The organism is Enterobacter sp. 118C5 (genome assembly GCF_034107645.1).
GTDB lineage: Bacteria > Pseudomonadota > Gammaproteobacteria > Enterobacterales > Enterobacteriaceae > Enterobacter > Enterobacter nematophilus.
In genome coordinates this window covers 56,027-76,451 of record NZ_JAWNEU010000005.1, presented here as the reverse complement: position 1 = coordinate 76,451, position 20,425 = coordinate 56,027, and the positions used below count along the sequence as shown (strand labels likewise).

Here is a 20,425-nt window from a genome sequence, read left to right as displayed (position 1 = left end):
CTACGCTCGACTCTGCGGCACAATCTGGCGTAACGCGTTATTGACCGCCTTCGTGCCAGGCTTTTTCAATTTCTTCGGCGAGAATTTTGACGCCCGCTTCGATTTTTTCCGGATCGGGCACGTAGTTCATGCGCATGCACTGGTGCGTATGCGGCCACGGCTTATCCAAACCCGGGAAGAAGTAATCGCCCGGCACCATCAGCACGCCGCGTTTTTTCAGGCGCTGGTAGAGCAATTCGGTGGTGATCGGCAGATCCTTAAACCAAAGCCACAGGAAAATCGCCCCTTCAGGTTTGTGGATCAGACAGCGTTCTTCCGGCAAATAGCGGCGAAGCGTCGCGATTGTTTCCTGAACGCGCTGGTAATAGAACGGCTTGATCACCTCGTTAGACAGACGCAGCAGGTCGTTGCGCTTGATCATTTCGCACATCATCGCCGGGCCAATGCCGCCCGGTGAAAGGCTGATAATGCCGTTCATATTGGTAATGGCGGTGATGATTTTCTCGTTGGCGATGATGATGCCGCAGCGGCTGCCCGGCAGACCCAGCTTTGAGAGGCTCATGCACAGAACAATGTTCGGGTTCCACAGCGGGCGTGCTTCGCTGAAAATAATGCCCGGGAACGGTACGCCGTAGGCGTTATCGATCACCAGCGGGATGCCGTGCTGATTCGCCAGGACATCCAGCTTCATCAGTTCGTCGTCGGTAATCACGTTGCCCGTTGGGTTAGTCGGGCGCGATACGCAGATCATCCCCGTCTCTTCACCGATATGCAGGTGTTCAAAATCGACGTGGTATTTGAACTGGCCTTCCGGCAGCAGCTCGATGTTCGGGCGCGCGGAGACGAACAGATCCTCTTCCAGACCGGAATCAGCATAGCCGATATACTCCGGTGCCAGCGGGAACAGCACCTTTTTGGTGGTGCCGTCGGCACGACGCCCTGCGAAGAGGTTAAACAAGTAGAAAAACGCGCTCTGGCTGCCGTTTGTCAGTGCAATATTCTGTGGTTCGATATCCCAGCCCAGCTCTTCACGCAGCATTTTGGCAAGGAGAGTCAGTAGCTCGGTTTTACCCTGCGGACCGTCATAATTGCAGAGCGCATCGGTCGCTTTGCCGTTTTCCAGCATCTGTGCGAGCAGCGTCTGGAAATAGGTCGTCATCTCCGGAATTTGCGCCGGGTTTCCGCCGCCGAGCATGATGGCGCCCGGTGTGCGCAGCCCGTCGTTGAGGTCCTCCATCAGGCGAGTAATGCCTGAATGGCGGGTGAATTTGTCGCCGAAAAGTGAAAACGTCATAGCAGGTGTTCTATCGAGCTTATTTTGAAAGTGGGTAACCATAACGCTAGCACCGTGCTGGTGCAAATCTGGGGGTGTGGTCGGATTTGTTGTTTTGTATGGCGGAGTTGGATTTGTGTAGTGAATAGTTCTGGTAGGTTTTCCACCCCTCACCCTAACCCTCTCCCCAGAGGGGAGAGGGGACCGCACGGAGCCGTCTTTTCACCCTCGCCCCTTTGGGGAGAGGGACGGGGTGAGGGGTGGGGGAAATTATTGATTACCCGCCCATACCACCATCACCTTATCGCCCTTGTGCTCGCGCACGAAGCCGTACCCCTCTTTCAGCGACAGCGTGGTTTGCCTGCCTTCACCGATCGCCGGATGGCGGGCGCGGAACTGGCCCAGCGTTTGCCAGTGGGCGACGGTTAAGGCCTGCTTGCCCGTCACGTCCTGCCAGTTCATATCCGAGCGGGTACCCTGCAGCGGGTCGGATCCCGTCGGGCCAAACGGACGCTCGGATTCATCCCCGTAATAGATTTGTACGCTGCCCGGCGCCAGCAGGAGCAGCTCCGCAGCGCGCTGGCCCCCTTCGCGGAACAGGCGCGTGTCATGAGAAGAGAGGTAGCTCAGGACGTTGAAGCTTTGCAGCTTTTCCGCCATCTGCTGCCACGTCAGGTCGATATCGGCCAGGCAATTCACCGCTTTCGCCGCCTGCTCCTGATAATCAAAGTTGATCATCGCGTCGAAACCGTGGCGGTAGTAGTCGCTTTGCATCACCCCGTGGCCCCAGGACTCGCCGGTCATCCAGAACGGTGCGTTATCGAGCTTCTTGTCCGGGTTGGCCCCTTTCCACGCGGCCAGCGCCTGGCTTGCCTGGTCTTTCAACTGCTGCCAGGCCGCAAGCTCGACGTGCTTCGCGGTGTCCACCCGGAAACCGTCAATGCCGTAGTCGCGCACCCACTGGCTGAGCCAGTGGGTGAGATAGTCGCGCGGGGTATATCCCGGGATGGCCTTCGCGTGGGTATCGGGTTTGTGCTGATAAAAGTTGGGTAGTCCGGAAGGGTCGGTAGATTCCGTTTTCAGATCCGGGAGAAACGCCAGCGACATGGTTAAATCGTCGAAGCCGGGGTTGTCGTAATCACCAATGTCGGTGCGGATCCATTTCTTGCCCCACCATTTTTCCCATGCGGCTTTGTCGCTAAAGTTAATGTAGTCATTAAAACTGTGCCAGCTTTGGCCAGCGCCAGGCTTCCAGTCAGTCCAGCGGTCTCCCAGGGTCTTTTTCAGCTCATCCCCCTGCAGATACAGCGAGCCAAACTGGTACTCCTGCATGTCCGCAAGCGTCGCGTAGCCCGCGTGGTTCATGACGATATCGAACAGGACGCGAATGCCGCGCCTGTGCGCTTCATCAATAAGATGGCGCAGGTCATCCTCGGTGCCCATATTGGCATCGAGCTTCGTCCAGTCCTGGGTGTAGTAGCCGTGATAGGCGTAGTGTGGGAAGTCTCCTTTGGTGCCGCCGCCTACCCAGCCGTGGATCTGCTCAAGCGGGGAGCTTATCCAGAGCGCGTTCACCCCCAGCTGCTGTAAATAGTCGAGCCTGCTGGCGAGCCCTTTGAGATCGCCACCGTGAAAGGTGCCAATCTCCTGCATGCCGTCTTTGTGGCGGCCATAGCTATTGTCGTTGCCCGGGTCGCCATTCACAAAGCGGTCGGTTAGCACAAAATAGACGGTGGCGTTCTGCCAGCTAAACGGCGCTGGTTTGTCGGTTTCGGCGCGCTCAAGCAGCAGCAGGCCACCACTGCTGGCGGCTGGCTGCAGGGTAATGTTTCCGTTCTGCACCGTCGCGGTCTGTTTGCTGTAGAAATCACGCACCACGGTGCCTTCCGGGAAGGTATGGCTAACGTCCAGCGTCAGCGGTTTACCGTCCCACTTCGGACACTGACGGATAACGTTTGCAACCGGCTGTTCTGGGGCACTCTGAATGGTCAGCAGCAGGGTCGGCGTGCCGGAGCGGGTATCAATCCGCATCTGGTATTCACCGTCGCGGAACAGGCGCCACTGCGGCGGTGTGCCGTCGCAGGGCTTGAGCGACAGCATCTCATTGAGTTTTATCGCCTCCGAAGGCTGCCAGCACGTCTTGTCAAAACTCAGCGTCAGAGGACGCGTACCCTTCGCAAGCTTTGCCTGGCTGGTAAAAACCCCGGTGCCTTCGGCGTGAAATGCGTTAAACCCCGGCGATGACCAGTCGGCATGTGCCAGAGCGGGTAACATCAGAAATGCTAATGCGGTGCGTTTCATTCCATTTTCCTGTCGCGGCATTTTTGACCAGTGTGCCATCAGGTTGTGGTTAAAAACTCATCCCCCATCGCTTTCTCCCGGGAGGACGCGTGAGGATGAGTGATCCCGCGCAAAATGAGGCAGTTATCTGCGATATCGCACACATTTTTTCAGCAATGATGTTTTTATGAGCAAGTTTCAGGTGACATAGTTTCGGATTTGGACTATTTCTATACGTGCTCTTGAAGTCTATTTTTGATATGATTTGAGATTCCGCTCTCAAATTTGTGAAAAAATAAGGTGTTGGGATGATTACATCCGACCAGGAGACCTAATGATATCGACTCCCATTCGACGATATGGGGCCGCGATACTCATGTTACTCACCACGACATTTTCGGGTGGGGTGCTTGCGAAGACGCACACGGATACAACGAGTAAGAAAGCCCACGTAATAAAGACGACAAGTAGTAAGGTTAGCAGTAAACAAGAGTATTCTCGCAATAGTGCAAAGAGTAGTTCACTTCCTGATTTGCGAAAATACCCTTCCGGAACACCAAGAAAAAAAGCGTTTCTCCGGACGGTAATGCCTTACATAACAAGTCAAAATGCCGCGATTACGGCGGATCGTAACTGGCTGATTTCAAAACAGTACGATAGCCGCTGGTCGCCGTCTGAACGCGCGCGTCTGAAAGACATCACGAAGCGCTACAAGCTGAGCTGGAACGGCAACACGCGTCGCGTACCGTGGAATGCTCTCCTTGAGCGTGTGGACATTATCCCAGGCAGCATGGTTGCGACCATGGCAGCAGCCGAAAGCGGCTGGGGAACGTCTAAGCTGGCGCGTAATAACAACAACCTGTTCGGCATGAAGTGTGCGAAAGGGCGTTGTAATAATGCGCCTGGCAAAGTGAAGGGCTATTCTCAGTTTGAATCAGTAAAAGATTCCGTGAATGCTTACGCGGTGAATCTTAATACGCACCCGGCCTACTCATCGTTCCGTAAATCACGCGCTCAGTTGCGTAAAGCGGATCAGGAAGTAACGGCCAGCGCAATGATTCACAAGCTGAAAGGTTATTCGACGAAGGGAAGTAGCTATAACAACTATCTGTTCGCTATGTACCAGGATAACCAGCGCTTAATTGCCGCCCATATGTAATCTCAAAAAATGCCTTCCACCGGAAGGCGTTTTCTTTTCTATATTAGCACCTCGCTGTGGCGATCCCGGTACTCTTTTGGCGTGGTGTCATACTCTTTGCGAAACACCGAATAGAAATACTGTAGCGACGGGTAGCCGCACATCTGCGAGATTTCGTTGATCGACAGTGACGTGGAGACAAGCAGGCTGCGGGCCTTCTCCAGCTTCTCCGCATGGATGACGGCATGGATGGTTTCGCCCACCTCTTCTTTGAACCGCTTCTCCAGATTCGAGCGGGAAATGCCCACCGAGTCCAGGACCTGATCGACCTTAATCCCTTTGCAGGCGTGGTTGCGAATATAGTGCATGGCCTGAATGACGGCCGGGTCGCTTAGGGAGCGATAATCGGTTGAGCGACGTTCCACGACGCGGACAGGCGGCACCAGCAGGCGCTGAAGCGGCAGAGACTCTTTATCCAGCAGACGGTGCAGCAGCTTCGCCGCCTGATAGCCCATCTGACGCGTGCCCTGTGCAACGGAGGAGAGCGCCACGCGGGACAGATAGCGGGTAAGCTCTTCGTTATCAATGCCAATCACGCACAGTTTTTCAGGCACCGGGATATGCAAATGTTCGCAGACCTGCAGCACGTGTCGGGCGCGGGCGTCCGTGACGGCAATAATCCCGGTTTGCGGCGGCAGCGTTTGCAGCCAGTCCGCCAGGCGGTTTTGCGCGTGCTGCCAGTTTTCCGGTGCGGTTTCCAGCCCCTGATAGACCACGCCGCGGTACTTCTCCTGCGCGACCAGCTGGCAAAACGCATGTTCACGCTCAACGGCCCAGCGCTTGCCGCTGGTGGTGGGTAAACCATAGAACGCGAAGCGATGGACGCCTTTCTCCTTTAAATGAAGAAAGGCGGCCTCGACCAGGGCATGGTTATCGGTAGCGATATAGTGAACCGGGGGATAGTGTTCGGGTGAATGGTAGGAGCCGCCGACGCCCACTATCGGGACGTCGACGTCGGTCAGCAGCTGCTCAATGACGGGATCGTCATAGTCGGCGATGACGCCATCGCCCAGCCAGTCTTTGATGTTCTCCAGGCGGGTGCGGAAGTCTTCCTCGATAAAAATATCCCACTCGGATTGCGACGCCTGCAAATATTCACCAACACCTTCCACCACCTGACGGTCGTAGGCTTTGTTGGCATTGAATAACAACGTAATGCGGTGACGCTTTTCAAACATGGCTCGCTTCCCAATTAAGTCACAATGCGGTTATCAGGCTCGTCGCTTGGTGGCAGAGTCCATCCAGACTGCCAGTAAAAGAATGGCCCCCTTGACGATATACTGCCAAAACGTCGGGACGTCCATCATACTCATCCCGTTATCCAACGACGCCATGATAAATGCCCCCATAACCGCGCCCGCCACGCTCCCGATACCGCCTGCGAGGCTGGTACCACCGATGACGCAGGCGGCGATAGCATCCAGCTCGGCGATGTTACCGGCGGAGGGTGAGCCGGCCCCCAGACGCGAACTGAGGATCAGCCCGGCGATAGCGACCATCAGGCCGTTAATGGCGAAAACCGCCAGCTTGGTACGTTCGACGTTAATACCCGAAAGGCGAGCAGCTTCAAGGTTGCCGCCGATGGCATAAATACGGCGGCCAAACGCGGTGCGCGTCGCCATAAACATGCCGCCGAGCAGCAACAGCGCCAGCAGCAGCACCGGCGTCGGAACGCCGCGATAGTCGTTAAGAAGCCAGATGGCGCCCAGCACAATGACCGCCGTCAGCGCCTGACGTCCTACCACGGACGTTGATGCTGGCGACGCAAGACCCAGCGCCTGACGGCGTATACGTCCACGCCACTGCCACGCGACAAACGCCAGCAGACCCACCACGCCGATCGTAAAGCCTATGCTGTCGGAGAGGTAACTCTGGCCAATTTGCGACATCGCCGCGCTGGTGGGGGAGACGGTGGTACCGTTGGTAATACCGATCAAGATCCCACGGAAGGCCAGCATTCCCGCCAGGGTGACGATAAACGATGGCACTTTACGGTAGGCAACCCACCAGCCGTTCCAGGCGCCTAAAACCAGCCCCAGAACCAGCGTGACAGCCACGGTCAGCGGCAGCGGCCAGCCGAGCCAGACGTCAAAAATGGCCGCCACGCCGCCGAGAAGACCCATCATCGACCCGACCGACAGGTCGATTTCCGCAGAAATAATCACGAACACCATCCCCACGGCCAGGATGCCGGTGATGGCGGTCTGGCGGAGCAGGTTTGAGACGTTACGCGCGCTTAAGTACGAGCCATCCGTCATCCACGTGAAGAACAGCATGATGACGACGATTGCTGCGATCATCACGAAAACCTGCAGGTTCAGCGCTTTTAGGCCCGCGAACGCGCCGGGCGTCGGAACAGCGACTTTGATATCAGACGGATTGCTTTTCGACATGACGTTCGCTCCTTAAAGCGGCTTCCATCACCTGCTCCTGCGTCAGGTTCTGGTTAATCAGGTTGGCTTTCAGTTTCCCCTCGTGCATGACCAGCACGCGGTCGCTCAGGCCGAGCACTTCGGGTAACTCAGACGAGATGACAATGACGGCAATCCCTTGCTGTACAAGCTGGTTAATCAGTTTGTAGATTTCGTATTTGGCACCGATATCGATCCCACGCGTTGGCTCATCAAGGATCAAAATGCGTGGATTGAGGAGCAGGCAGCGCGCCAGAATCGCCTTCTGCTGGTTACCGCCGCTCAGTCGGCCGATCGCCAGTTCCGGCGAGGAGGTTTTGACCTTCAGCCGGGCAAGTGACTGAAGGATGCACTGCTGCTCGGCGGCATCGTCCAGACTGCTCAGCGCGCCGGAGAACCGATCGAGTGCCGCAAGGGTGATGTTTTTACCCACCGCCATGACCGGCACAATGCCGTCTTTTTTGCGGTCTTCCGGCACCATGGCAATGCCGCGGGCAATCGCCTGCTGGCAGTTGTCGATTTTCACCTGCTGGCCGTCTATGTAAATTGTGCCCTCCCAGCGCCCCGGCCACACGCCAAACAGGCACTGCACGGCTTCGGTGCGCCCGGCACCGACGAGCCCAGCAATCCCAAGAATTTCGCCGCTGTGAAGGGAAAACGAAACGTTATTGACCCGCTTAATGTGGCGGTTAACGGGGTGCCACGCGGTCAGGTTTTCCACGCGCAGCACTTCATCGCCCTGACTGTGGGGCTCATTCGGGTAGAGCGCGGTTAGCTCGCGGCCCACCATCATGGTGATGATGTCATCTTCACTCATGCCCGCAGCTTCACGCGTGCCGATGTGTTGCCCGTCGCGGATCACGCAGATGGTGTCCGAAATGGCTTTAACCTCGTTCAGCTTGTGCGAAATGTAGATGCAGGCGATACCGTGGTTTTGCAGATCGCGGATGATATTGAGCAGAACCGCCGTTTCCTGTTCGGTGAGTGAGGCCGTTGGCTCATCGAGGATCAGCAGCCTGACCTGTTTATTCAGCGCCTTCGCAATTTCGACCAGCTGCTGTTGCCCCAGACCCAGATCGCCCACGCGGGTATCCGGTGAAATGTTGAGGCTCACCTGTGCCAGCAGCTTTTCACAGCGGAGCGTCATGGTGTCGTAATCCAGCACGCCGTGGCGGGAAATCTCGGCTCCGAGGAAGATGTTCTCCAGCACGGTGAGATGTTTCACCAGCGCCAGCTCCTGGTGAATGATGGCGATGCCTTTGCGTTCGGTGTCGCGAATGTGTGTCGCCTGGATGACTTCACCGGCAAAGACGATTTCGCCTTCGTAACTGCCGTGCGGGTAGATCCCGCACAGCACTTTCATCAACGTTGATTTGCCCGAACCGTTCTCGCCACACAGCGAAACCACTTCGCCGGGGTTCAACCGGAGACTGACGTTATCGACGGCTTTCACCGCGCCGAAGCGCTTGGTGATGCTTTTCATTTCAAGTAAATAAGGCATAACTGCTCCACATAACCCGAGGGAAGAACAGTACAACGTGATGCGCCCCCGCAGAGCAGGGGCAGCGCCGGATTACAGTTCGCTCTTCTTGTGGAAACCGTCTTTAATCACGGTGGCGTCAATGTTCTCTTTATTGACTTCAATTGGCGTGAGCAGGCGAGCCGGAACGTCTTTCAGGCCGTTATTCAGCGTCGCGTCTGCTTTAGGTTGCTTACCGTTGCCCAGCTCAACGGCGATTTCCGCCGCCGTATTGGCAAGCTCGGTAATCGGTTTGTAGACCGTCATGGTCTGGGTACCTGCGATAATGCGTTTTACGCCCGCAAGGTCGGCATCCTGACCAGAAATCGCGACTTTACCGGCCAGCCCCTGGGCACTCAGGGCCTGGATAGCCCCGCCGGCTGTGGCATCGTTGGAGGCCACGACAGCATCAATTTTGTTGTTATTGGCCGTCAGCGCGTTTTCCATAATCTTCAGGGCATTTTCTGGCAACCATCCGTCGGCCCACTGATCGCCAACCACCTTAATTTTGCCGTTGTCGATGTATGGCTTAAGGACCTTCATTTGCCCTTCGCGGAACAGTTTGGCGTTGTTATCCACCGGCGAACCGCCCATCAGGAAATAATTGCCCTGAGGCACTTTGTCGATCAGGCTTTGCGCCTGTAATTCGCCCACTTTTTCATTGTCGAAAGAAATATAATAATCAATATCGGCATTATTAATCATGCGGTCATAAGCGAGAACTTTTATGCCTTCCTGCTTCGCTTCTTTCACCACGTTACTTAATACCTGGCCGTTATAAGGGATAATGACCAGAACATCGACTCCCCGGTTGATCATATTCTCGATCTGCGACATTTGCGTTTCTTCATTGCCGTTAGCCGACTGAACAAACACATTCGCACCGAGTGATTCCGCTTTTTTCACAAAAATATCGCGATCTTTTTGCCAGCGCTCCAGACGCAGGTCGTCAATCGCCATGCCAATTTTGACCTCCTTGGCATGCCCTGCAAAGCTTGCAAGGAGGAGCGTAGCGCAGAGCGTTAGGGTCAGGTTCTTTATCTTCATAATTATTAGGCCTTTTTGTAGGGGTATGTGTTGCTGAGATAAAAGAAACATTCACTGCTGGGTCGCAGCAAATTTTTAACGCGGAAAGGCGGGCTGGCAATTACAGATTTTTATCTTCTCATTACGATATTTGGTTTATTTCTGAATTTATGACCGCGATCGGGTTTTAAAATTCGTAACGCCTTAATTACATTTGATTCTGGAATACGCGCCGAAAAATAGTTTGTCTGCGCATTATTTTGCGAGCCAGCGCACAGTTGTGCATTCTCTCAATAGCAGTGTGAAATAACGTAATTGAGCAACCCAAAATGTCTATTCACTATTACTCCTGTATCAACGACTCGCCGCATACCCTGATTATGGAGCTCAATATGCAAGCTTATTTCGACCAACTCGATCGCGTTCGTTACGAAGGCCCAAAAACGACCAATCCTTTAGCATTTCGTCACTACAATCCGGATGAGCTGGTGCTGGGTAAGCGCATGGAAGATCATCTGCGCTTTGCCGCCTGTTACTGGCATACCTTCTGCTGGAACGGCGCCGATATGTTCGGCGTGGGTTCCTTTGACCGTCCGTGGCAGCAGCCGGGTGAGGCCATCGAGCTGGCGAAACGCAAAGCCGACGTGGCGTTTGAGTTCTTCCACAAGCTGAACGTGCCGTACTACTGCTTCCATGATGTTGACGTGTCGCCGGAAGGGGCGTCGCTGAAAGAGTACCTGAATAATTTTGCGCAGATGGTGGATGTGCTGGCGGCAAAACAGCAGCAAAGCGGCGTGAAGCTGCTCTGGGGTACGGCAAACTGCTTCACCAACCCACGCTACGGCGCGGGTGCGGCCACCAACCCGGATCCGGAAGTGTTTAGCTGGGCGGCCACGCAGGTGGTGACGGCAATGAACGCCACGCATCAGCTGGGCGGCGAAAACTATGTCCTGTGGGGCGGCCGTGAAGGCTATGAAACCTTGCTCAACACCGACCTGCGCCAGGAGCGCGAGCAGATTGGCCGCTTTATGCAGATGGTTGTCGACCATAAGCACAAAATCGGCTTCCGCGGCACGCTGCTGATCGAGCCGAAGCCGCAGGAACCGACGAAGCACCAGTATGACTACGACGTGGCGACGGTGTATGGCTTCCTGAAGCAGTTCGGTCTGGAAAAAGAGATTAAAGTGAACATTGAGGCCAACCACGCCACGCTGGCGGGCCACTCATTCCATCACGAAATCGCGTCTGCGATTGCGCTGGGTATCTTTGGCTCTGTCGATGCTAACCGTGGCGATCCACAGCTGGGCTGGGATACCGATCAGTTCCCGAACAGCGTGGAAGAGAATGCGCTGGTGATGTACGAGATCGTCAAAGCGGGCGGCTTCACCACCGGCGGCCTGAACTTTGACGCCAAGGTGCGTCGTCAGAGCACCGACAAATACGATCTGTTCTACGGCCACATTGGCGCGATGGACACCATGGCGCTGGCGCTGAAAGTGGCGGCGCGTATGATTGAAGACGGCGAGCTGGATAAGCGCGTGGCGAAGCGCTACAGCGGCTGGAACAGTGAGCTGGGCCAGCAAATTTTGAAAGGTCAGTTATCGCTTGCGGAAATCGCGAAGTACGCTGAACAACATCAGCTGGCACCGCAGCACCAGAGCGGCCACCAGGAGCTGCTGGAAAACCTGGTTAATCACTACCTGTTCGATAAATAACAGCATGCAGGCCCGGTAAGCGGAAGCGCCACCGGGCATTTCTGTCAAAGGAGTCACCGCAATGTATATCGGGATCGATCTTGGCACATCGGGTGTAAAAGCCATCCTGTTAAGCGAGCAGGGCGACGTGTTAGCAACGCAGACTGAAAAGCTACAGGTTTCACGCCCGCATCCGCTATGGTCGGAGCAGGACCCGGAGCAGTGGTGGCAGGCGACGGATCGCGCAATTAAGGCCTTAGGTGAACAGCATTCTCTGCGTGACGTGAAGGCCCTGGGGATGGCCGGGCAAATGCACGGTGCAACCTTGCTGGATAGCGAGCATCGCGTGCTGCGTCCCGCGATCCTCTGGAACGATGGCCGCTGTGCGGAAGAGTGTGCGCTTCTTGAGGAACGCGTACCCGCGTCCCGCGAGATCGCCGGCAACCTGATGATGCCGGGCTTCACCGCACCAAAACTCTTGTGGGTTCAGCGCCACGAGCCGGAGATTTTCCGTCAGGTGGCGAAAGTTCTGCTGCCAAAAGACTATCTGCGTTTTCGCATGACGGGCGATTTCGCCAGCGACATATCCGATTCCGCGGGCACCATGTGGCTCGACGTGGCGAAACGCGACTGGAGCGAGGCGATGCTGGATGCCTGCCATCTGACCCGTGAACATATGCCTGCGCTATTCGAAGGTAGCGAGGTGACAGGCACGCTGCTGCCAGACGTTGCCGAGCGCTGGAACATGCCTGCCGTACCGGTAGTCGCCGGGGGTGGCGATAACGCGGCGGGCGCCGTGGGGGTCGGGATGGTTGAGGCGGGGCAGGCGATGCTGTCGCTGGGCACCTCCGGCGTCTATTTTGCCGTCAGCGACGGGTACCGCAGCAACCCCGAAAGCGCCGTGCACAGCTTCTGCCACGCCCTTCCTGGTAAATGGCATTTGATGTCGGTGATGCTCAGTGCGGCGTCCTGCCTGGATTGGGCAGCAAAGCTCACCGGCGTGGCCGACGTTCCTGCGCTCATTGCCGCGGCGCAGCAGGCGGATGACGCGGCGGGGACGGTCTGGTTTTTACCGTATCTTTCCGGCGAGCGTACGCCGCACAACAACCCGGAAGCGAAAGGGGTGTTCTTTGGCCTAACCCATCAGCACGGCCCGGCAGAGCTGGCGCGTGCGGTTCTGGAAGGCGTAGGGTATGCACTGGCCGACGGGATGGACGTAGTGCACGACTGCGGCCTGAAGCCGACAAGCGTCACCCTGATTGGCGGCGGCGCGCGAAGCCCTTACTGGCGACAGATGCTGGCGGATATTAGCGGGTTGCAGCTGGATTTCCGCACCGGCGGGGATGTCGGGCCCGCGCTCGGTGCCGCGCGTCTGGCGCAGATCGCCATGAACCCGGAAAAACCGCTTTCGCAGCTGTTGCCGCAGCTTACGCTTGAGCAGGCGCATTTGCCTGACGCAGCGCGCCATGCGCGGTACGCGGAAAGGCGCGACGTGTTCCGCAAAATTTATCAGCAGCTGCTGCCGCTGATGTCATAAACACGCTTGTCCGGGAGAGGCACGAGGATGTCCTTTTTTGGTCTGTGCGTGCCTTCGTTTCCTCGTCAGGATAAGGTCATACCCACTGACGAGGAGTTACATCATGTCCCGCATCGCATTAATCAACATTGATACTCAGCAGTCTTTTCACCACCGCAGCTACTGGCAGGAGGACGATATTCCCGCCTTTCAGCAGGCGATGCTGGGGCTGATCGAAGGCTGCCAGGCGCGCAATATTCCGGTCGTTGATATTTTTCACGTTGATGAAGACGGCCCCTTCACCCTGCAAAGCGGCTATGTCAAACCGATGGCCTTTTTGCGTCATCAGCCGGATGTGGTATTCCAGAAACACGTCCATAATGCCTTCACGGATACCGGGCTTGACCGCTGGCTGCGCGAGCGTGATATCAACCAGCTGATTATCTGCGGCATTCGCACAGAACAATGCTGTGAAACTACGGCCCGGGTGGCATCCGATCTGGGGTATGCTGTGACCTTTGTGAGCGAGGCAACGCTGACGTTTCCCATGACGTATAAGGGCATTACCCTTAGCGCAGCGGAGATTCGCCATCGTACCGAGACGGTGCTGGCCGGGCGTTTTGCCGAGATTAAAACGGTAGCGGAGACGCTGGAGTTACTGTAATGCGCATCGACGTCTGGTTTGTGATGTTGCCCGGAGTGCTGTCATTAGATATGACCGGCCCGGCAGAAACCTTTGTTCTGGCAGGCGATGCGTTTCGCCTGCATTACATAGGCCCGCAGCCTGATGTTCAGACGTCGATTGGCCTGACGATGAGCGGCATTCAGCCGCTGCCGGAAAGCCTGCCTTCAGGCAGCCTGCTGGTATTGCCTGGTGTGAGCGACTCCCGCTTTCAGTTCTCAACGCCACAGGCGCAGCAGATCCAGCACTGGCTGATGCGGCTGCAGCCGCAAATACAGCGCCAGGAAATCACCGTGATGTGCGTCTGTTCAGGGGCGCTGCTGGCGGCAAAATCGGGCCTGCTGAATAACCGACTGTGCACAACCCACCATGACGTTATCAGCCGTTTACGCACCGCGGCCCCTACGGCGACGATTAAAGAGAACCGGATATTTGTGCAGGATGAAAATATCTGGACCAGCGCAGGGATCACCTCCGGTATCGACCTGGCGCTGCACACGATCAACCGCCTGTGCGGCCCCGAAAAGGCCCTGGCCGTGGCGCGTGAGATGGTGGTCTGGTTCCGCCGTTCCGGTGACGATCCCCAGCTTTCTCCGTGGCTGCGCTACCGCAACCATCTTCACCCGGCGATTCATCGGGCGCAGGATGCCCTCATCGCCGAGCCGCAAAAAACGTGGAGCTTGCCTGATATCGCCGCGCTGGCGCACGTAAGCCCGCGCCACCTTACCCGGCTTTTCCAGTCACATTTAGGGATTAGCGTTCGCGATTATCTGGAGCAGCTGCGTCTGGCGGTGGCGGAGCAGTGGCTGATGCAGGGACGCGGCGTGGAGCAGGCCTCACTGGCGGCAGGGTTTTCCTCCCCGCGCCAGTACCACCGCGCCCGGCAGCGAAGCGCTAGCTGACGAAGCGGCGAACGTCTATTTTTTGCAGCAGCATCGACAGCAGCAGGCTGACAGCCAGCGTGGCGGCAAAAATCCAGATAATATCCAGCACCGGCCAGCTTTTCAGCTCAACGCCCCGCGTGCGCAGCGCGTGGATCACCAGCGCGTGAAAGCCGTAAATCCCAAGCGAATGCCGCGAGATCACGTTCAGCACGGGCAGGGGACGCGCGTTCAGGGTATTTTTGACGAGCGTAAGCAGCGATACGGCACAGATAAAGACCATCGGCCCGCAATACAGATACCAGGTATCGGCAAAATTGCCGCGCCACTGAAGCTCATGCAGCGTCCCGCGTGAAATCACCGCCACGCCTGCGATAAACAGCGCCCCGCAGAGCCAGTTCAGGCCGCGTTTTTGCGTGTCCATCATCCCGATGGCGCGCCCCAGCATGCCGTAAAGCACGTAGTAGAAGGTATCGCCGTTGATATAGAGGTTCACCGGCAACCATTCGAAACCGTCGATTTTCTGCGAGATCGTATTCGGGTTGGCGACGATGCCAATCACCATCATCAGGGCCAGGAGCATTTTCCCGCTGACGTTTTTCACCTGAATGAGCGGAGAGACAAGATAGATAACGATGATGGCGAAGAAGAACCACAGATGGTAGAACACCGGTTTTTGCAGCAAATATTTGAGGGATAACCCGGCGTTAATGGAGGTAAACAGGGTGATATAGAGCAGGGCAACGGCGCTATAGAAGCCCAGGCAGGCCGCGATGCGGATGAAGTGCCTCGGCTGCGCGCTACGCTCGCCAAAAAAGAGAAAGCCGGAAATCATAAAAAACAGCGGCACGCTGACGCGCGACGCGGAGTTGAGGATATTGGCAATATCCCAATTAACGGGGCTGATGCTGTGGGCATTCGTGACATACCAGGTCGTCGTGTGGATCATGACCACCATCAGACACGCTATTCCTCGCAGGTTATCAATCCAGTTAATTTTTGACGGCATCAGTTCCTCGTATTCCCTGTAAAGTGAGTGTGACTCCCGTTGTCCAAAAGTCTTCGTTTGGAAAATTCTGAGTTTTATGTGCAGGCTTGCCGGGAGACCGTGAGATTCGCAGAATGGCAGACCTTAATCTATAAAAGTGTTGATACTAAAAATAACAGCCGCTGACCAGGACGGTAATAAAAATGATGATGAAGCGTGTGGTATCACTCTTTCTGCTGGTGATGCTGGCAGGATGCAGTGCGCCACAGGAAGTACCCGTGCAAAAAGCGCAGCAGGGCAAAATAAGCCCGGAGCGTTCACTGAATATGGAAGCGCTCTGCAAAGACCAGGCCGCTCGGCGCTATAACTCGAACGCTCAGAAAATTAACGTCATCGGATTCGAGCGCTTTCAGGGCAGCTATGAGCTTAGAGGGTATACTGCGCGTAAAGAGGGCTTTGTCTGCTCGTTTGATGCGGACGGTCAGTTTTTACATCTCTCCATGCGCTAGCCTGCTCGCATAATCAACAGCCAGACGCCGCCAGCGTTCTGGCCGGAAGGCTTATTTCCCAATTTTCCCTAAACAACCCCGTTTCGTACTGTATATCTTGCAGCCAGCGGGTATACTGGTCCCTTCCATTTAAAACCACACGTATCCAGCACGAAATACTATGCAAAAGTTTGATACCAAGACCTTCCAGGGCCTGATCCTGACCTTACAGGATTACTGGGCTCGTCAGGGCTGTACCATTGTTCAACCTTTGGACATGGAAGTCGGCGCCGGCACTTCACACCCGATGACCAGCCTGCGCGCGTTGGGGCCAGAGCCAATGGCGACCGCGTATGTGCAGCCTTCCCGTCGTCCGACCGATGGTCGTTACGGTGAAAACCCGAACCGTCTGCAGCATTACTATCAGTTCCAGGTGGTGATTAAGCCATCACCCGACAACATTCAGGAACTGTACCTCGGGTCGCTGAAAGAGCTGGGTATGGATCCAACCATCCACGATATCCGTTTCGTGGAAGACAACTGGGAAAACCCAACGCTGGGTGCCTGGGGTCTGGGTTGGGAAGTGTGGCTGAACGGCATGGAAGTGACCCAGTTCACTTACTTCCAGCAGGTTGGCGGTCTGGAATGTAAGCCAATCACCGGTGAAATCACCTACGGTCTGGAACGTCTGGCGATGTACATTCAGGGCGTAGACAGCGTTTACGACCTGGTCTGGAGCGACGGCCCGCTGGGTAAAACCACCTACGGCGACGTGTTCCATCAGAACGAAGTGGAGCAATCCACCTATAACTTCGAATACGCGGACGTGGACTTCCTGTTCACCTGCTTCGAGCAGTACGAGAAAGAAGCGCAGCAGCTGCTGGCGCTGGAGACTCCGCTGCCGCTGCCTGCCTACGAGCGTATTCTGAAGGCCGCCCACAGCTTCAACCTGCTGGACGCCCGCAAAGCGATCTCCGTGACTGAACGTCAGCGCTACATTCTGCGTATTCGTACCCTGACCAAAGCCGTTGCAGAAGCTTACTACGCGTCCCGTGAAGCCCTTGGCTTCCCGATGTGCAACCGAAACAAATAAGAGGCGGCCATGTCTGAGAAAACTTTCCTGGTGGAAATCGGCACCGAAGAGCTGCCACCAAAAGCCCTGCGCAGCCTGGCTGAATCTTTTGCTGCGAACGTGACCGCCGAGCTGGATAACGCTGGCCTGGCGCACGGTAAAATTGAGTGGTTTGCTGCACCGCGTCGTCTGGCGCTGAAAGTGGCAAATCTGGCGGCGTCTCAGCCGGATCGTGAAGTTGAAAAACGTGGCCCGGCGATTGCCCAGGCGTTCGACGCGGAAGGCAAGCCGAGCAAAGCGGCAGAAGGCTGGGCGCGCGGCTGCGGTATCACCGTTGATCAGGCCGAGCGTCTGACCACCGATAAAGGCGAATGGCTGCTGTATCGTGCGCATGTGAAAGGTGAAAGCGCTGAAGCGCTGCTGCCGAATATGATCGCCACCTCGCTGGCCAAGCTGCCTATTCCTAAGCTGATGCGCTGGGGCGCGTCTGACGTTCACTTCGTGCGTCCGGTGCATACTGTGACCCTGCTGCTGGGCGATACCGTTATTCCGGCCACCATTCTGGGCGTGGCGTCCGATCGCGTGATCCGCGGCCACCGCTTTATGGGCGAGCCGGAGTTCACCATCGACAATGCCGACCAGTATCCGCAGATCCTGCTGGAGCGCGGTAAGGTCATTGCCGACTACGAACAGCGTAAAGCCAAAATCAAAGCGGACGCGGAAGAGGCGGCCCGCAAGATTGGCGGTAATGCCGACCTGAGCGACAGCCTGCTGGAAGAAGTTACCTCTCTGGTTGAATGGCCGGTTGTGCTGACCGCGAAGTTCGAAGAGAAATTCCTGGCCGTTCCGGCTGAAGCGCTGGTGTACACCATGAAGGGTGACCAGAAGTACTTCCCGGTCTACGCCAACGACGGCAAGCTGCTGCCAAACTTCATCTTCGTGGCGAATATCGAATCGAAAGATCCGAGCCAGATTATCTCCGGTAACGAAAAAGTGGTGCGCCCGCGTCTGGCGGATGCCGAGTTCTTCTTCAATACCGACCGTAAAAAGCGTCTGGAAGATAACCTGCCGCGCCTGCAGACCGTGCTGTTCCAGCAGCAGTTGGGTACGCTGCGCGACAAGACTGACCGTATCGCGGAGCTGTCCGGCTGGATCGCCCGTGAAATCGGTGCCGACGTTAACCACGCGACTCGCGCGGGCCTGCTCTCCAAGTGCGACCTGATGACCAACATGGTGTTCGAATTTACCGACACCCAGGGCGTGATGGGCATGCACTACGCGCGTCACGATGGCGAAGCGGAAGACGTGGCCGTGGCCCTGAACGAGCAGTATCAGCCGCGCTTTGCGGGTGACGATCTGCCGTCCAACCCAGTTGCCTGCGCCGTAGCGATTGCCGATAAGATGGACACCCTGGCGGGTATCTTCGGCATCGGCCAGCATCCTAAAGGCGATAAAGACCCGTTCGCGCTGCGTCGTGCCGCGCTGGGCGTGCTGCGTATCATCGTAGAGAAAAACCTGAACCTCGATCTGCAAACGCTGACCGAAGAAGCGGTGCGTCTGTACGGTGACAAGCTGACCAACGCGAACGTTGTGGATGACGTGATCGACTTTATGCTCGGCCGTTTCCGTGCGTGGTATCAGGACGAAGGTTACACCGTCGACACCATTCAGGCGGTGCTGGCGCGTCGTCCAACCCGTCCGGCTGATTTCGATGCGCGTATGAAGGCGGTGTCCCACTTCCGTACCCTGGAAGCGGCATCTGCCCTGGCTGCGGCCAACAAGCGTGTGTCCAACATCCTGGCGAAATCTGACGAGACGCTGAACGAGCGCGTAAATGCCGCGTCCCTGAAAGAGCCGGAAGAGATTGCTCTGGCGATGCAGGTTGTGGTGCTGCGCGACAAGCTCGAGCCGTTCTTCGCGGAAGGCCGCTACCAGGAAGCGCTGGTTGAGCTGGCTGAGCTGCGTGACGTTATCGACGCCTTCTTCGAGAAAGTGATGGTGAACGTAGAAGATAAAGAACTGCGTATTAACCGTCTCTCCATGCTCGAAAAACTGCGCGAGCTGTTCCTGCGCGTGGCGGATATTTCGCTGCTGCAGTAATGTGCCCGCTGTTACAAATGCTAAAAACCCGCTTCGGCGGGTTTTTTTATGGGGCTTTTGTAGGCCGGATAAGCGCAGCGTCATCCGGCAGGTTTAGCCGATCGTGATTGTGCCTTCGTCTGTCTGCAGCCAGCGCGGTGCCTTCAGCGTGTCGGCAAAGTAGCTGACCAGTTCGCACAGCAAATCTTCCATCACGATTTCAGATTGTCGCGGCAGTGAGCCGTTCATCAGCATCTGCGTAATCTCCTGACAGTAGCGCCCCAGCTGATCGCATTCGGGTTCGAAAGCCGGAACGCGTGACGGGAGTTCCTTCACGGTCAGGCTGGCTTTTAAAGCGTCCGGAACAGGGTCCAGAAGCGTGGGTTGCAGAAGATTCAGACAGGCATAAAGTCTGCCGTAAAGCGCCATTTTGTGGGCGCGTTGTTCGCAATCTACCAGTGCATCGGTAAAACGTTCGCAGTTATTCGCCAGTTCGGTGAAGTTGGTGGCGTGGTTGAACGGCAGAGTGATTAAAGAGTCAGTCATTGACATAAAATAACCTCAGTGAGTGGTATATCTTCCGCCACGGGAGGTTCCAGGCTCGCTGGTGGCGGAACCGAACAAGGTTGGAACGACTGGCCTCACTGACACCAGCGCGCTTTGCAGCGCCCCTGTCCGGCCCGCCATTGAGATGTAACAGGCCGTACGACACAGAGCCTGTGTCGCCAGTGAAGTGATTCAGGGTTCCAATCCCGGCACCTGATTTTGCAGGTGCGAAGAGAACTTACTGCTCATCAAAACTGGCGGCAACAGATTTGAGCTATGCTACTGAGGATATTACCATTTCTGGAAAGAGGCTCGCAAAATTACCGCAATGAAAAGCATACTGCGGGCAGAGGTCTTACAGCGACACCATGGTCCGGCTGTAAATCGCTGAGGCGTTTCCTGCAGGCCGGGGCGAGGCGCATGGATGCGCCGAGAGGGCGGGCTTTACAGGGATGTTACCTCCGCCCGTCCCCGATAAGCCGTAAGGAATAAGCCGAAGGTACCGCGCAGCGGCGATTTACCGCCGGGAGCCCGGGTAGCCAGGGTGGTGGCGATTGAGCCACCCTGGCACGTTCACCGGCACAGGAACCACAGAGTAGCAAGGAACATAAAGTGAACGGAAAGACCACCACAGTCGTATGTTCCCCCTCACCCCAGCCCTCTCCCTCCGGGAGAGGGAGTATAAGTCGCCCAAAATTTAACCTTGAAATGGTCAACCCATTACCGCTATCCTTATCCCCGTTAAATTTCTCGCTTCGGAGCGCCCCCCAAA

The 20,425-nt window shown here is 56.4% G+C and carries 16 protein-coding genes; 8 read left to right on the top strand and 8 right to left on the bottom strand.

The features are described 5' to 3' along the window. Positions 1–37 precede the first annotated feature (37 nt). Complete coding sequence (gene avtA, locus UTO39_RS11480; protein ID WP_151412684.1) at positions 38–1,294, bottom strand: valine--pyruvate transaminase; 1,257 nt, start codon at positions 1,292–1,294, stop codon at positions 38–40. A 249-nt stretch (positions 1,295–1,543) separates the two neighbouring features. Further along, positions 1,544–3,574, bottom strand: coding sequence for an alpha-amylase (locus UTO39_RS11475; RefSeq protein ID WP_320727194.1), 2,031 nt, complete (start codon positions 3,572–3,574; stop codon positions 1,544–1,546). A gap of 313 nt (positions 3,575–3,887) precedes the next feature. Here UTO39_RS11475 and UTO39_RS11470 point away from each other — a divergent pair, with 313 nt between their 5' ends. Then, the gene (locus UTO39_RS11470; RefSeq protein WP_071888220.1) at positions 3,888–4,712 is read left to right on the top strand and encodes a protein bax; all 825 of its coding nucleotides are present in this window, start codon (positions 3,888–3,890) and stop codon (positions 4,710–4,712) included. Positions 4,713–4,750: 38 nt separating this feature from the next. On the opposite strand, the gene xylR is transcribed toward UTO39_RS11470, so the two are convergent. The 4 genes from xylR to xylF all read right to left on the bottom strand — a co-directional run bounded on the left by xylR (position 4,751) and on the right by xylF (position 9,728). Further along, positions 4,751–5,929: a D-xylose utilization transcriptional activator XylR gene (gene xylR / locus UTO39_RS11465; protein ID WP_061096594.1), complete on the bottom strand. Its 1,179-nt coding sequence runs from the start codon at positions 5,927–5,929 to the stop codon at positions 4,751–4,753. A 33-nt stretch (positions 5,930–5,962) separates the two neighbouring features. Then, complete coding sequence (gene xylH / locus UTO39_RS11460; RefSeq protein ID WP_320727193.1) at positions 5,963–7,144, bottom strand: xylose ABC transporter permease XylH; 1,182 nt, start codon at positions 7,142–7,144, stop codon at positions 5,963–5,965. Then, entirely contained in the window at positions 7,122–8,663 is a 1,542-nt protein-coding gene (locus tag UTO39_RS11455) for a xylose ABC transporter ATP-binding protein (RefSeq protein ID WP_320727192.1), read from the bottom strand. The genes xylH and UTO39_RS11455 overlap by 23 nt, the downstream gene beginning before the upstream one ends. 72 nt (positions 8,664–8,735) lie before the next feature. Further along, on the bottom strand, positions 8,736–9,728 hold the full coding sequence (gene xylF, locus UTO39_RS11450) for a D-xylose ABC transporter substrate-binding protein (protein WP_023618556.1): 993 nt from the start codon (positions 9,726–9,728) through the stop codon (positions 8,736–8,738). 371 nt (positions 9,729–10,099) lie between these two features. Here xylF and xylA point away from each other — a divergent pair, with 371 nt between their 5' ends. The 4 genes from xylA to UTO39_RS11430 all read left to right on the top strand — a co-directional run bounded on the left by xylA (position 10,100) and on the right by UTO39_RS11430 (position 14,501). After that, positions 10,100–11,422: a xylose isomerase gene (gene xylA, locus UTO39_RS11445; protein ID WP_266179532.1), complete on the top strand. Its 1,323-nt coding sequence runs from the start codon at positions 10,100–10,102 to the stop codon at positions 11,420–11,422. Between the two features lie 61 nt (positions 11,423–11,483). Next, positions 11,484–12,938, top strand: coding sequence for a xylulokinase (gene xylB / locus UTO39_RS11440; RefSeq protein WP_320727191.1), 1,455 nt, complete (start codon positions 11,484–11,486; stop codon positions 12,936–12,938). Between the two features lie 103 nt (positions 12,939–13,041). Further along, on the top strand, positions 13,042–13,581 hold the full coding sequence (locus tag UTO39_RS11435; protein WP_320727190.1) for an isochorismatase family protein: 540 nt from the start codon (positions 13,042–13,044) through the stop codon (positions 13,579–13,581). Next, positions 13,581–14,501 carry a helix-turn-helix domain-containing protein gene (locus UTO39_RS11430; RefSeq protein WP_320727189.1) on the top strand — a complete coding sequence of 307 codons (921 nt, stop codon included), beginning with the start codon at positions 13,581–13,583 and terminating at the stop codon, positions 14,499–14,501. The genes UTO39_RS11435 and UTO39_RS11430 overlap by 1 nt, the downstream gene beginning before the upstream one ends. On the opposite strand, the gene UTO39_RS11425 is transcribed toward UTO39_RS11430, so the two are convergent. Then, positions 14,494–15,489 carry an acyltransferase gene (locus UTO39_RS11425; protein ID WP_320727188.1) on the bottom strand — a complete coding sequence of 332 codons (996 nt, stop codon included), beginning with the start codon at positions 15,487–15,489 and terminating at the stop codon, positions 14,494–14,496. The genes UTO39_RS11430 and UTO39_RS11425 overlap by 8 nt on opposite strands. Positions 15,490–15,671: 182 nt before the next feature. On the opposite strand from UTO39_RS11425, the gene UTO39_RS11420 reads away from it, so the two are divergent. The 3 genes from UTO39_RS11420 (at position 15,672) to glyS (ending at position 19,128) form a co-directional block, all read left to right on the top strand. Further along, positions 15,672–15,977 carry a YsaB family lipoprotein gene (locus UTO39_RS11420; RefSeq protein WP_061096586.1) on the top strand — a complete coding sequence of 102 codons (306 nt, stop codon included), beginning with the start codon at positions 15,672–15,674 and terminating at the stop codon, positions 15,975–15,977. 160 nt (positions 15,978–16,137) lie between these two features. Next, the gene (gene glyQ / locus UTO39_RS11415) at positions 16,138–17,049 is read left to right on the top strand and encodes a glycine--tRNA ligase subunit alpha (protein ID WP_003860141.1); all 912 of its coding nucleotides are present in this window, start codon (positions 16,138–16,140) and stop codon (positions 17,047–17,049) included. 9 nt (positions 17,050–17,058) lie between these two features. After that, the gene (gene glyS, locus UTO39_RS11410) at positions 17,059–19,128 is read left to right on the top strand and encodes a glycine--tRNA ligase subunit beta (protein WP_253540284.1); all 2,070 of its coding nucleotides are present in this window, start codon (positions 17,059–17,061) and stop codon (positions 19,126–19,128) included. Between the two features lie 93 nt (positions 19,129–19,221). Here glyS and UTO39_RS11405 read toward each other — a convergent pair whose 3' ends face one another. After that, the gene (locus tag UTO39_RS11405) at positions 19,222–19,659 is read right to left on the bottom strand and encodes a hypothetical protein (protein ID WP_266179520.1); all 438 of its coding nucleotides are present in this window, start codon (positions 19,657–19,659) and stop codon (positions 19,222–19,224) included. Between the last annotated feature and the right edge of the window lie 766 nt (positions 19,660–20,425).